We start from the raw sequence: 11954 nt of genomic DNA on the forward strand, positions 1-11954 counted from the left end.
CGGCCAACACGATAGAAAGAGAACGAAGGCAGAAAACCATGGCAACTCCCCTCGACCGCATCAAGATCCTCGAACCTCGCCATCCCAACCGCAGCACCGGCATCATCAACGGCCAGACCAGCGGCATCCTCAACTGGAACGACATCCCGTACCCGTCGTTCTATCGGGCCTACAAGGAGCTGTCCACCAACTTCTGGATTCCCGACGAGGTCGACATGAAGCTGGACGCCCGCCAGTACGGCGAGCTGAACGCACGCGAGAAGAACGCCTACGACTCGATCATCGGCCTGCTCGCCACGCTGGATTCACCGCAGACCCGCTTCATCTACAACGTGGCGGAGTACATCACCGACCCGGCCGCGCACGCCAATGCGGCGATCATCGGGCAGCAGGAAGTGATCCACAACGAGAGCTACAGCTACGTGCTGGCCTCGATCACCGACCTGCCGAACCAGAACCGCATCTTCGAGATCGCCCGCACCCATCCAACCATCATCAAGCGCAATGCGCCGATCATGGGGGCGTATGACGATTTCATGCGCGAGAAGACCGCCGAGACCCTGCTCAAGTCGTTGATCCAGTCCTCGATCCTGGAGGGCATCAATTTCTATTCCGGGTTCGCCTACTTCTACAACATGGTGCGGCAGAACCGCATGAACGGCACCGGCAAGATCATCAGCTTCATCAACCGCGACGAGCTGGCGCATACCAAGTTCATCAGCGAGCTGATCCGCGCCATCATCGGCGAGAACCCGGAGCTGCAGACCAATGAGCTGACCGCCTACGTACACCAATCGTTCGAGCATGCCATCGAGCTGGAGACGCAGTGGTCGTCGGAGGTGCTGGATGGCATCGACGGCATCGACGTGGACGAGATGGTGCGCTACGTGAAGTACCGCGCCAACAAGATGGCCGGCATGCTCGGCATCGAGCGCCTGTACAGCGATACCACCGACAACGTGATGCCGTGGATCAAGGCCTACGCCGACAACTTCACCGAAACCAAGACCGACTTCTTCGAGATGCGCAATGCAAGTTACAAGAAGACCAACGTCGACAACGGCTTCGACGACCTGTGAGTCCGGCGCCGCGCTGAGCATCCTGGTGGTGGTCGCCTCGTTGAGCGGCAATACCCGCGAACTCGGCCGGCAGATCGCCGAGCGCTGCCGCGCTGCCGGCCATGCGGTTCACTGGCAGGAGGCTGACGACCTGCGCCAGGCGCCGCCGCTGGCGGCCGACGAGGCCGACCTGGTGCTGCTGGGTTGCTGGACCGACAACGCCGGCCGCACGCCGTCGGAGATGAAGGCATGGGTGGCCGGCATCGCCGAGCGCGGCGAGCGGCCGCGGCAGCTGGCGGTGTTCGGCACCGGCGAAACGCAGTGGGGGCAGGAGTATTACTGCGGCGCCGTGCACCGCCTGATCCGCTACTTCCGCAGCGACTATCCGCCGCTGGAAATCGAACAGATGCCGCATGGTCAACGCCATGCGGGGGCCATCGAGGCCTGGACAGACGCGGTCCTGGCCCACTATTGGAGCAACACCGATGCAGATCATCGACGCCACCACGCCTGAGCAGTTCCATCAGCTGCTGGCCGAGCACCCGCGGGTGCTGGTGGATTTCCACAAGGACCAGTGCCCGGGGTGCCGGATGCTGGAGATGTCGTTGCACCGGGTGGCCAACAGCGTGGCGGGGCAGGGCACGACCCTGCTGCGCGTGCAGCTGGAAGTGCTGGGTGAGGCGTTCTTCAGGGAGCTGGGGCTGCGGCAGACGCCGACGCTGTCGCTGTTCCGTGACGGTGACGAACGTACGCGCCTGGCCGGATTCCAGTCGCCGCAACAGATCGAGGCCGCGATCGCGTTGCATCTGTAGCGTGGAGATGGTGGGGTCGGATCCCTTGCCAGAGGCAAGGGCTCTGACCCCGCATCGTGTAAAGGCATCCACGCATGGCGTGGATCTACTGGGTCCAACCCCTGGATCTGGCATTACCCGCCGCTGAAGATGTCGACCAGCAGCTTCACGTTCAACCCCACGATCACCAGCGCGATCACCCAGGCAATCGCGCCCAGCCAGCGCGGGGCTACCAACGCGCCCATGGTCACCTTGTCGGTCACGATCCGCACCAGTGGGATGATCGCGAACGGCAGCTGCATCGACAGCACCACCTGGCTCAGCACCAGCAGCTTTACCGCGCCCTGGTCGCCGAACAGCATGATCACCACCACCACCGGAATGATTGCCAGTGCGCGCGTGATCAGCCGCCGCAGCCACGGCGGCAGGCGCAGGTGCAGGAAACCTTCCATCACGATCTGGCCGGCCAGCGTGGCGGTCACTGTCGAATTCAGGCCCGACGCCAGCAGGGCCACTGCGAACAACGTTGCCGCCGCGCCCACCCCCAGCATCGGCGCCAGCAGCTGGTGGGCCTGTTCGATGTCTTCCACATCAAATCGGCCATTGGCATGGAACACCGCCGCCGCCAGGATCAGGATGCTGGCGTTGATGAACAGTGCCAGGGTCAGCGCAAGGGTGCTGTCGGTCACCGCCCAGCGCAGCGCGCTGCGACGGCCCTCATCGGTGCGCGGGTAGGCGCGGGTCTGCACGATGGACGAATGCAGGTACAGGTTGTGTGGCATCACCGTGGCACCAATGATGCCGATCGCGATATACAGCGCGTGCGGATCGGTCACTACCTGCGCGCGCGGAATGAATCCGCCCAGCACGTCCATCACCGGCGGTGCGGCCAGCGCGATCTGCACCATGAAGCAGCCGAAGATCACCATCAGCAGCGCGATCACGAAGGCTTCCAGCGCCCGGAAGCCGCGGTTCATCAACAGCAGTACCAGCAGCGTGTCCAGGGCGGTGATCACCGCGCCCCACAGCAGTGGCAGATCGAACAGCAGTTTCAGTGCGATCGCGGTGCCGATCACCTCGGCCAGGTCGCAGGCGATGATCGCCGCCTCGCACAGCGCCCACAGCGCCAGGTTCACCGGCTTGGGGTAACGCGCGCGGCAGGCCTGCGCCAGGTCCATGCCGGTGGCGATGCCGAGCCGAGCCGACAGCGCCTGCAGGATCACCGCCATCAGGTTGGAGACGAGGATGACCGACAGCAGCAGGTAGCCGAAGCGTGAACCGCCGGCGAGGTCGGTGGCCCAGTTGCCCGGGTCCATGTAGCCGACCGAGATCATGTAGCCGGGGCCGAGGAAGGCCAGCAGGCGGAACCACCAATGGCCCTTGTCGGGCACCGCGACCGAGGCGTTGAGCGCACCCAGGCTGGCCGGAGTGGAGGCCGAAGGGTCGCGGGGCGCCAGGGTGTTCATGGATTCGAATATAGCTCCTGCTATAGTCATTAGCAATGTGAAACAATCGTCTTTATCGCGTCACTGGTCCAGAATTCAGGTTCAACACCGGATCCCCCGGAAGGACAGGCGCAGGCGTGGGCAAGACCGACGATTCGACATCGCTGAAAAGCACCCCCTTGATCGAGGCCGAGCGCCAGGTCGAGAGCTTCCGGCAAGTGCGCGAGGCGCACCGGATGGAGCTGGTGGAGGACTATGTCGAGCTGATCTCGGACCTGCTGGCCGACGGCGGCGAGGCCCGCCAGGTCGACATCGCCACCCGCCTGGGCGTGGCCCAGCCCACCGTGGCGAAGATGCTGCGGCGCCTGGCCCGCGATGGCTGGGTGGTGCAGCGGCCGTACCGCGGCGTGTTCCTGACTCCGGAAGGCGAGGCGCTGGCCCATGCCAGCCGCCAGCGCCACCAGACCGTGGAGCGATTCCTGCTGGCGCTGGGCGTGGACCCGGATACCGCACGGCGCGATGCCGAGGGCATCGAGCACCACGTGAGCGAACAGACGCTGGCGTTGTTCGAGGCGTTCGTGCGCAAGGCCGAGGGCGGGGCGCCTTAACGGTAGCGCCGGGCCATGCCCGGCGGGCGCGTCGCCGCGTTCATGCCTTTCGCCGGGCATGGCCCGGCGCTACCGTGGTTGGATGGCGCCGCTGGGGCAGCGCGCCTGTTCCTGCGCGCAGGCCCGTTTGGTCCATTCCTTCAACACCGCTTGCAGGCCTTCATAGCGCCGGCCTTGCCAGCCATTGGCCAGCACCGTGCCGTCGGCATCGATCAATACCAGATTCGGCGGGGCCAGCCCGGCCAAGGCCTGCAGTGCGGGCATGCGCGCGGCGCGGCGTGGGTCCAGTACCGGCCACGGCATATTCTGCGCGTGCATGTAGCGGCGCAGCGCGCTCTCACTCTCATCCAGGCTGACGTACACCACTTCGGTATCGGCGCCGGCCTCGCGCAACGCGTCGCGCACGCTGCGCAACGTGGGTACGAAGGCGTGGCACGGTGCACACCAGTCGGCGCCGAAGTACAGCGCCACCAGTTTCGGCGGCGGCGTCCACTGCATCGGTCGCAGCGAGCGCTGTTCCGGCCGCATCAGCGAGGCCGAAACCTGCGCGTGCAGGTCCGCAGCCATCGCCGGTGCGGCCAGCAACACGGCACAGGCCAGCAACAACGCTCGCTGCAGCTCAGAACGCATAGCGCAGGTTGACGTACCACGAACGTGCGAAACGCGGCCCGTAGACATAGTCGCTGTCTCGCAGCGCGCCCACTTCCAGATCCTTCTGGCGCTGGTCGAATACGTTCTTGACGCCCGCAGCTACCGACACTTCCTGCTGCGCCTGCGCGCCCAGATGGCGGTGCCAGCGCGCCCCGAGGTCGGTGACCAGGAATGACCGCGTGCGGTGCAGCTCGCCCAGCCGGTTGTTCAGCACCGACATCGGCCCGGTATGGCGCAGCGCGACGAAGGTCTCCCACGGTTCGGCCGGCATCCAGCTGAGCTGTGCCAGGCCGGTCCAGCGCGGGGTCTTCAGGTAGTCGCGGCTTTCGATCACGGTGTCGCCACCGTCGCCGGTGTCGTCGAAGATGCGCTGCGGTTCGCGGAAGCGCGAGCGATACCACGAGGCACCGGCGGTCAGGCGCCATTGCGGTGAGGGTTGCCAGCCCAGGTTGGTTTCCGCGCCCAGCACATTCGAGCCGGAAGCGTTGTAGCGCAGCTGGCTCAGCTGGCCGTCATCGCCGCGCTGGATCTCGCCCAGCGCGAAGGTATCGCGGATGCGTGCATAGGAGGCCGTAGCATCCCAGCTCCACACCGGATTGGCCGGGTCCGAACGCCAGTCGAAGCCGAACAGGGTGGTCAATGCGCGCTCTTCCTTCAGGCCATCGGTATTGCGCACGCGTACCTGTTCGCCGCCGAGCGTATCGACGTGCACGTCCTCGACGAAGATCTCCGGAGCACGGAAGCCGGTAGCGATGCCGGCGCGCCATTTCAGGTTCGGGGTAGCCTGCCAGGCCAGCGCGATGCGCGGCGAGAACACCGCGTTGTCCAGCTCCGAGCTCTTGTCCACGCGGGCGCCCACCACCAGGTCGACGTTGTCACGCAGGCTCCATTCGTCCTGGATGAAGGCGCCCAGGTTGTGGAAGGTCGCATCCTCCAGCACCGCAAGACGCTGGCCGTCACCGGTGCGATTGTCGTCGCGCAGCGCCTCGTGCTTGTACTGCACGCCGAAGGCCAGCGCGTGCGCGCCCAGCCGCCAGTTCAGCTGGCTGTCGATGTAGTGCAGCGGGTTGTGGGTGCGACCGTACTGGCGCCATGAACGCGAGGCCGCGCTGCCAGCCACGTTCGGGTCCAGCTGCGACGGGTCATAGCCGGGCGCGGACGGATCGGTAACGACGTCGCCAAGACCGCCATAGAAACTGTCGCGATCGATGTCTGCGAAGGCGTAGGCCAGGCGGAAATCGACGTCGGCGTTGACTTCCTGATCCCACGACACGCTGCCTCGGCGATATTTCGTATCCAGCGATTCGGCGATGTTGGCCAGATACTCTGGCTGGTCCAGGCGGTTGCCGCCGCGGCGGGTTTCATCGGTCACCTGCAGGTCCAGGCGCAGCCGCGTGCCCGGCGTGGGCGCATACCAGGCCTGCAGCCCGCCGACCTTGAGGTTCTTGCGGGTGATCTCGGTGTAGCCGTCACCGTTGTAGTCGATGCCGCTGTTCCAGTTGCGCTGGGCAATCACCGACAGGCCGGCGTCTGCTTCCTTGGCCACCAGGTCCAGCCGCACATCGGCGTTCTTCTGCGGCGTGCCTTTCAGTACATCCACGCCGGCCTGGGCATGCCCACCGCTGCGCGGCGGCAGCGGCGGAATCAGGTTGATCACACCGGCAACCGCACCCGGCCCATACAGCGCCGAACCACCGCCCTTGACCACTTCGATGCGGTCGACGAATCCGGCAGGAATCTGTTCCAGGCCGTACACGCTGCCCAGCGTGGACAGCAGCGGGATGCCATCGAACAACAGCTGGTTGTAGGCGCCGGGCAGGCCCAGCAGCTGTACTTCGCTGGTGTTGCAGTTCTGGCAGTTGCTCTCCACGCGCAGGCCGTTGATCAGCTCGGCGGCACGCGAGAAGTCGGTGGCCGCGCGCAGCGCGATGTCTTCCTTGCGCAGCACTTCGGTGCGGATCGGGACATCGGACAGCAGGCGTTCGCTGCGGGTGGCGGTGCTGACCTTGACCTGCACGCGGTCCAGCTCGGTTGGCTTCGGTGTGGCGGCCAGTGCGGGCAGCGGCAGGGTCAGGGCGATGGCGGCGGCCAGGGGCAGCCGATGGAAGAAGGGGGTGGCAACGGGCATGAGGGCGTCGTCCTTGGGGAAGAAAGGCGGCGAGGGCGACCTGGCTGACGCATATGAAAGCAGCGGCTCATCAATATAGCAAGTGCTATACAAAGAAGCCACAGCAATTCCGAGTGGAGCGCTGGTCGAGTCAGATCATGCCGGTGTTATAACATTACATAAAAGACCGGCAACCCTGCCGGTCGTCATGTCCGGAAGTTGGAGTTGCCGTTTGGGGCAGGGAGACGGGGGCAGTGCCCTTTCCTGAGGAAAGCGACCCGGCCCCGGGGCCGATCGTCAGCCGCGGCGGAACGCGGCGGGGGTGCGGGCGCCGACGATGATCATGCGGATCATCGTGGAGATCTGCTCGACCAGTTCCGGATCTTTCTCCGGCGGCAGGTCCATGGCGGTGGCGCCCATCGCGAACACCAGCCGGGTGATGGCCTTGGCCACCAGTTCCGGGGCATGCAGTACGGCGCCATCCAGTGCGGCCAGGCGCACCAGGTCGTGCTGCAGCTCTTCTTCGAAGTAGTGCAGCTCGCGTTCGACCGCGTGCTTGAAGTCGTCCGAGCCGACCGCGCCTTCGCGCAGCAGCACGTGCAGCAGCTTGTCGTCGGCGCGCAGCTGCTCCATGAAGGTCTCCACGGAAACGCGCACCACGCTGGTGGCGGTAGAGGTGGCGCGCTGGCGGGCCTCGCCGATGATGGTGCGCAGCGAGCGGCCGGCGGCGTCGATCAGCGCCACGGCCAGTTCATCCATGTCGCGGAACTGACGGTAGAAGCTGTTCGGCGCGATGCCGGCCTCACGTGCCACTTCGCGCAGGCTGAGCGTGGACAGGCTGCGGTGCGGCCCGATCAGTTTCAGGGCGGCGGCCAGCAGATCCTCGCGGCTCACCGTACGGCGGGCCGGGCTGTTGGCATCTTCGGGCGTCGACAAGGCGGTGGCGGCGGCCATGGGGGTTCCGGTGGGGCGAGGCTGAATCATACCCAATCCGGTTCAATATACACGTGTATACACAGGTGTATGTGCGCCCGTATAGTTCGCTCATGAGCGCTGTCGTCCGTCCGTCCCTGTTCTCTCCGTACCGCTGGGTCTCGCCGTCGCTGTTCGATTTCTGGGCGGGCCAGCTCAATCCCCTGTGGACCCTGCGCGAGCCGGTGGCCCGCCTGGTCCGGCGTGAGCCGGCCGGCGAGGGCGCGGCGACCCTGGTCCTGCGCACCAACCGGCACTGGGCCGGCATGCGCGCTGGCCAGCACGTCACCCTCGGCGTCGAGATTGAAGGACGCCTGTGGCAGCGCAGCTACAGCCCCACCGCACTGGGTCGGCGCGAGCTGGCGATCACCGTCAAGGCGGTCGATGGCGGCCGGGTCAGCCAGCACCTGGTCAACCACGCGCAGCCGGGCGAACTGTTCCGCCTCGATGCCGCCTTCGGCGAGTTCCATATGCCGGCCGCGGCGCCGGTGCTGCTGCTGGCGGCCGGCAGCGGCATCACGCCGATGCGCAGCCTGTTGCGCGACGCCTGCCAGCGCCCGCTGGCAGCGCCGGTGGACCTGTTCTACTGGGAGCGCACCGCCGCCCATCTGCAGTTCCGTGATGAACTGCAGGCGCTGGCCGCGGCCCATGCGAACCTGCGCGTGCACCTGCTGACCACCCGCGAGGGTGAGGCGCCGGCCGCGCGAATCGATACCCATGATCTGCAGGTGGCCGGCGATGACACGCCGCTGGCGCAGCGCCATGTGCTGGCCTGCGGCCCGGACGGCTTCGTTGCTGCCGCGCGTGAGCGCCTGGCGCACCAGGTGGCTGGTTTCCAGGCCGAAGCCTTCACCCCGCCGGCGCCGCTGCGCGATGCCAGCAGCGAAGGCGAAGTGTCGCTGACGCTTGCGCGCAGTGGGCGCCAGCTGAGCGTGCCGCGTGGCCGCTCGCTGCTGGAAAGCCTCGAAGCCCATGGCATCAAGCCCAAGCATGGTTGCCGCATGGGCATCTGCAATACCTGCACCTGTGATCGCGTCAGTGGCGCCACCCGCCATCTGCGCACCGGCGACCTGCAGTCCGAATCGGCACAGCCGGTGCGGATCTGCGTGAGCGCACCGACCACCGACCTGACTTTGGATCTCTGAGGACGCCTGCCATGACCCGCGCTACCGACCGTGCCCTGAGTACTGCCGAGATGCATGCCTTCGGTGAGGAACTCGACGCGATCCGCGACCGTGTGATCGGCAGCCTCGGCGCTTCCGATACCCGCTACATCCGCCGGGTGGCTGCCGCCGTGCGCTGGTTCGGCGTGGGCGGCCGTGGCCTGCTGTTCCTGGCGGCATTCTCGCCGCTGTTCTGGATGCCGCTGCTGTGGCCGGCTGCGATCACCGGCACGCTGCTGCTGGCGCTGTCGAAGATCCTGGAGAACATGGAGCTGGGCCACAACGTCATGCATGGCCAGTTCGACTGGACCGGCGACCCCAAGCTCAACGGCAACACCTACGAGTGGGACATCGTTGCCACCGCCGACAACTGGCGCAAGACCCACAATTTCCGCCACCACACCTACACCAACGTGCGTGGCATGGACGATGACATCGGCTATGGCCTGCTGCGCATCTTCCCGGAACAGCGCTGGAAGCCGTTCTACCTGCTGCAGCCGATCATCGCACCGATCTTCGCGCTGCTGTTCCAGTGGGGCGTGGCCGCGCAGGACCTGCGCCTGGGCCGTTGGCTGAAGGGCCGCATCAGCGGCCGTGCGATGTGGATGCAGACCCGCCCGGTGGCGCGGAAAATGGCCCGCCAGGTGCTGAAGGACTACGTGTTCTTCCCGCTGCTGGCCGGCCCGTTCTTCCTCACCGTGATGCTGGGCAACATGGTGGCCAACGGCCTGCGCAACATCTGGACCTACGTGATCATCTTCTGCGGCCACTTCACCGCCGAATCGGAAACCTTCCCGAAGGAATGCCTGCGCAATGAATCGCGCGGTCACTGGTACCTGCGCCAGCTGCGGGGTTCGTCCAACATCAGCGGCGGCTTCCTGATCAACGTGCTGTCGGGCAACCTCAGCCACCAGATCGAGCACCACTTCTACCCGGACCTGCCGGCCAACCGCTATGCGGCCATTGCCAAGGAAGTGAAGGACATCTGCCGCCGTTACGGCCAGCACTACAACAACGGCTCGCTGCCGCGCCAGTTCGGCCAGGTGGTCTGGCGCATCCTGCGTCACGCGTTCCCGAGCAAGCCGCGCCGCCTGCCGATGTCGGACATCATGTCCGCACCGGCATCGGCCAACGCGGGCTGATCGACTCAGCCCGCTTTCGCCAGGTCCGCCTGCTCGCGGTCCAGGCGTCGCAGGAACACCTGCATTTCCTTGCGTGCCTGCTGGTCGCCCTTGCTGCCGGCCACGCTCAGGCCGCGTTGCCATGCTTCGCGCGCCGCCTGCGGCTGGCCACTGGCCAGCCAGGCCTTGCCCAGCAGCTTCCACGCCGCCGAGTACTGCGGATCAAGCACCACGCAACGGCCCAGATGGGTGGCCGCGCGCACCGGATTGCCGGCGTCCAGCCAGCCCTTGCCCAGGCCGAAGCGCAGCAGCGCGCCGTCCTTGCCGGCGGCGAGCATGCATTCCAGAGCTTCGATGTTCATCAGCGCACCTCCACCAGCAGCTCGGCCGGGCCGGGCTGGAAGCGGCCGCGATGGAACAGCAGCGGCGCGCCGCCGTTCTCGTGCACGTCGATGATGCGGCCGGCCAGCAGCAGGTGATCGCCCACCGGCCACTGTGCGTGGCGGGTACAGGTGAGATGGGCGACCGCACCGGCGATGCGCGGTGGGGCGTCCTCGTCGTCATCCAGCAATGCCAGGCCATCGAAGCGGTTGCGCACCTGCGGATCGGCAAAGCGCCGGGCCAGCGCTTCCTGGTCGGCCGCCAGCACGCTGATCGCAAAGCGGGTGGCGCGCTGGAAGGTGGACAGGCTCTGCGCGTGCAATGCCAGGTTCCACAGCACCAGGGGCGGCTGCAATGACACCGGCACGAACGAATTGATGGTCAGGCCGATGGGCTTGCCCTGCGCATCGCGTGCGCAGACGATGGCCACGCCGGTAGGAAAGTGGCCGAGCAGCCGCCGCAGTGCGCGCGGCGGCATCTCGACCGACGGCCCGGCGTACGGCAGTGTCTCGCCGCTCATGAGGCCCTGGCCTGGCGGTAGCGGCGGCCGACCTCGGCCCAGTTGATGATGTTGAAGAACGCACCGATGTAGTCCGGGCGACGGTTCTGGTAGTGCAGGTAGTAGGCGTGTTCCCAGACATCCAGTGCGAGGATCGGGGTGTTGCCCGACAGGCCCACGGCTGCACCCATCAACGGGCTGTCCTGGTTGGCGCTGCTTTCCACCTGCAGGCGGCCATCGCGATCGCTGGTCAGCCAGGCCCAGCCGCTGCCGAAGCGGGTCTGCGCCGCCTTGGTGAAGGCGTCCTTGAAGGCATCGAAGCCGCCAAGATCGCGGTCGATGGCGGCGGCCAGCTCATCATCGGGTGCACCACCGTGGGTGCTGAGTACGGTCCAGAACAGGCTGTGGTTGGCGTGGCCACCGCCGTTGTTGCGGACCGCGCCACGCTGGGCCTCGGGCACGGCATCCAGGTTGGCGATCAGCGCCTCGACCGGCTGCTCGGCGATGCCAGCCTGCTCGATGGCGGCGTTGAGGTTGTTGACGTAGGTCTGGTGGTGCTTGCTGTGGTGGATCTCCATCGTGCGCGCATCGAAATGCGGCTCAAGGGCGTCGTAGGCGTAGGGGAGCGGGGGAAGCGAGTACGACATTGAAGCAATCTCCGTGGGGAAGGCCAGAGGGCTGACCGTGGGGAGACTGTTATCGCACCTCAACATTGGTTGAGGTCAAGGGGCGGGATTGAAATGCGTGCGCGTTCGTCGCCTTGATTCTTCCTGGCAGGCAGGGGCTGATGGGGCAGCGCAGGACACGCCGTGAACCCATCCATGGGGGCTCGATGGCGCTATCCGTGGCGCCAACGGTCCTGCGCTGACCCATCAGCCCCTGCAGGACAGCTCCCTGCGCTGGCGCGGAGACGGAGTCAAAGGCAGGAGCAGGAGGGACGTGGTAGTGCCGGCCGCTGGCCGGCAATCAGCGAAGGTCGGGTTGCCGGCCAGCGGCCGGCACTACCAGAACCCGCTTTTCGAATCCTCACCGGCGCGCTGTTGCGCTGCCCGCGCTCGCAGGAAACTGTCAGGAGGGGGCGGGGGCCGCTGGACAGGGCCGTTGGCGCCAAGGATGGCGCCATCGAGCACCATGGAGGGGCTTTTGCGTGTCCTGGCC

13 protein-coding genes are annotated in these 11954 nt (G+C 66.5%); 6 read left to right on the top strand and 7 right to left on the bottom strand.

The window, feature by feature from the left end:
- Positions 1–38: 38 nt before the first annotated feature.
- From O0K41_RS08735 to O0K41_RS08745, 3 genes are read left to right on the top strand one after another with little or no spacing between them, the layout of a single operon-like run.
- Positions 39–1079: a ribonucleotide-diphosphate reductase subunit beta gene (locus O0K41_RS08735; RefSeq protein WP_005413719.1), complete on the top strand. Its 1041-nt coding sequence runs from the start codon at positions 39–41 to the stop codon at positions 1077–1079.
- Between the two features lie 25 nt (positions 1080–1104).
- Positions 1105–1572: a flavodoxin gene (locus O0K41_RS08740; protein ID WP_012480523.1), complete on the top strand. Its 468-nt coding sequence runs from the start codon at positions 1105–1107 to the stop codon at positions 1570–1572.
- Complete coding sequence (locus tag O0K41_RS08745) at positions 1544–1870, top strand: thioredoxin family protein (RefSeq protein ID WP_049451616.1); 327 nt, start codon at positions 1544–1546, stop codon at positions 1868–1870. The genes O0K41_RS08740 and O0K41_RS08745 overlap by 29 nt, the downstream gene beginning before the upstream one ends.
- A gap of 113 nt (positions 1871–1983) precedes the next feature.
- On the opposite strand, the gene O0K41_RS08750 is transcribed toward O0K41_RS08745, so the two are convergent.
- Positions 1984–3315, bottom strand: coding sequence for an Nramp family divalent metal transporter (locus O0K41_RS08750; protein WP_049451614.1), 1332 nt, complete (start codon positions 3313–3315; stop codon positions 1984–1986).
- Positions 3316–3431: 116 nt separating this feature from the next.
- Here O0K41_RS08750 and mntR point away from each other — a divergent pair, with 116 nt between their 5' ends.
- Positions 3432–3902 carry a manganese-binding transcriptional regulator MntR gene (mntR, locus tag O0K41_RS08755; RefSeq protein WP_014037494.1) on the top strand — a complete coding sequence of 157 codons (471 nt, stop codon included), beginning with the start codon at positions 3432–3434 and terminating at the stop codon, positions 3900–3902.
- A 69-nt stretch (positions 3903–3971) separates the two neighbouring features.
- On the opposite strand, the gene O0K41_RS08760 is transcribed toward mntR, so the two are convergent.
- The 3 genes from O0K41_RS08760 to fabR all read right to left on the bottom strand — a co-directional run bounded on the left by O0K41_RS08760 (position 3972) and on the right by fabR (position 7614).
- Entirely contained in the window at positions 3972–4532 is a 561-nt protein-coding gene (locus O0K41_RS08760; RefSeq protein WP_049451613.1) for a thioredoxin-like domain-containing protein, read from the bottom strand.
- Positions 4522–6681, bottom strand: a complete 2160-nt coding sequence (locus O0K41_RS08765) for a TonB-dependent receptor (RefSeq protein ID WP_149501165.1) — start codon at positions 6679–6681, stop codon at positions 4522–4524. The genes O0K41_RS08760 and O0K41_RS08765 overlap by 11 nt, the downstream gene beginning before the upstream one ends.
- A gap of 276 nt (positions 6682–6957) precedes the next feature.
- Positions 6958–7614, bottom strand: coding sequence for an HTH-type transcriptional repressor FabR (gene fabR, locus O0K41_RS08770; RefSeq protein ID WP_005409961.1), 657 nt, complete (start codon positions 7612–7614; stop codon positions 6958–6960).
- 92 nt (positions 7615–7706) lie between these two features.
- Between fabR and O0K41_RS08775 the strand changes: the two genes are divergently transcribed.
- Positions 7707–8777, top strand: coding sequence for a ferredoxin reductase (locus O0K41_RS08775; protein WP_171039742.1), 1071 nt, complete (start codon positions 7707–7709; stop codon positions 8775–8777).
- An 11-nt stretch (positions 8778–8788) separates the two neighbouring features.
- Entirely contained in the window at positions 8789–9937 is a 1149-nt protein-coding gene (locus O0K41_RS08780; RefSeq protein ID WP_005413710.1) for an acyl-CoA desaturase, read from the top strand.
- Positions 9938–9942: 5 nt separating this feature from the next.
- Here O0K41_RS08780 and O0K41_RS08785 read toward each other — a convergent pair whose 3' ends face one another.
- From O0K41_RS08785 to O0K41_RS08795, 3 genes are read right to left on the bottom strand one after another with little or no spacing between them, the layout of a single operon-like run.
- Positions 9943–10278, bottom strand: coding sequence for a tetratricopeptide repeat protein (locus tag O0K41_RS08785; RefSeq protein WP_005409958.1), 336 nt, complete (start codon positions 10276–10278; stop codon positions 9943–9945).
- On the bottom strand, positions 10278–10817 hold the full coding sequence (locus O0K41_RS08790) for a flavin reductase family protein (RefSeq protein WP_308304486.1): 540 nt from the start codon (positions 10815–10817) through the stop codon (positions 10278–10280). The genes O0K41_RS08785 and O0K41_RS08790 overlap by 1 nt, the downstream gene beginning before the upstream one ends.
- Positions 10814–11443, bottom strand: coding sequence for a superoxide dismutase (locus tag O0K41_RS08795; protein WP_049451607.1), 630 nt, complete (start codon positions 11441–11443; stop codon positions 10814–10816). Before O0K41_RS08795 ends, O0K41_RS08790 begins: the two co-directional genes overlap by 4 nt.
- Positions 11444–11954: the final 511 nt, after the last annotated feature.

Origin of the sequence: Stenotrophomonas sp. Sm2128 (assembly GCF_030985535.1) — a bacterium.
Taxonomy (GTDB): domain Bacteria; phylum Pseudomonadota; class Gammaproteobacteria; order Xanthomonadales; family Xanthomonadaceae; genus Stenotrophomonas; species Stenotrophomonas maltophilia.

Coding starts and splice junctions, on each gene's coding strand:
- O0K41_RS08765 (WP_149501165.1), bottom strand. CDS start 6,681: ATGCCCGTTGCCACCCCCTTCTTCCATCGGCTGCCCCTGGCCGCCGCC.
- O0K41_RS08790 (WP_308304486.1), bottom strand. CDS start 10,817: ATGAGCGGCGAGACACTGCCGTACGCCGGGCCGTCGGTCGAGATGCCG.
- O0K41_RS08745 (WP_049451616.1), top strand. CDS start 1,544: ATGCAGATCATCGACGCCACCACGCCTGAGCAGTTCCATCAGCTGCTG.
- O0K41_RS08760 (WP_049451613.1), bottom strand. CDS start 4,532: ATGCGTTCTGAGCTGCAGCGAGCGTTGTTGCTGGCCTGTGCCGTGTTG.
- O0K41_RS08785 (WP_005409958.1), bottom strand. CDS start 10,278: ATGAACATCGAAGCTCTGGAATGCATGCTCGCCGCCGGCAAGGACGGC.
- O0K41_RS08735 (WP_005413719.1), top strand. CDS start 39: ATGGCAACTCCCCTCGACCGCATCAAGATCCTCGAACCTCGCCATCCC.
- O0K41_RS08795 (WP_049451607.1), bottom strand. CDS start 11,443: ATGTCGTACTCGCTTCCCCCGCTCCCCTACGCCTACGACGCCCTTGAG.
- O0K41_RS08780 (WP_005413710.1), top strand. CDS start 8,789: ATGACCCGCGCTACCGACCGTGCCCTGAGTACTGCCGAGATGCATGCC.
- fabR (WP_005409961.1), bottom strand. CDS start 7,614: ATGGCCGCCGCCACCGCCTTGTCGACGCCCGAAGATGCCAACAGCCCG.
- O0K41_RS08750 (WP_049451614.1), bottom strand. CDS start 3,315: ATGAACACCCTGGCGCCCCGCGACCCTTCGGCCTCCACTCCGGCCAGC.
- O0K41_RS08775 (WP_171039742.1), top strand. CDS start 7,707: ATGAGCGCTGTCGTCCGTCCGTCCCTGTTCTCTCCGTACCGCTGGGTC.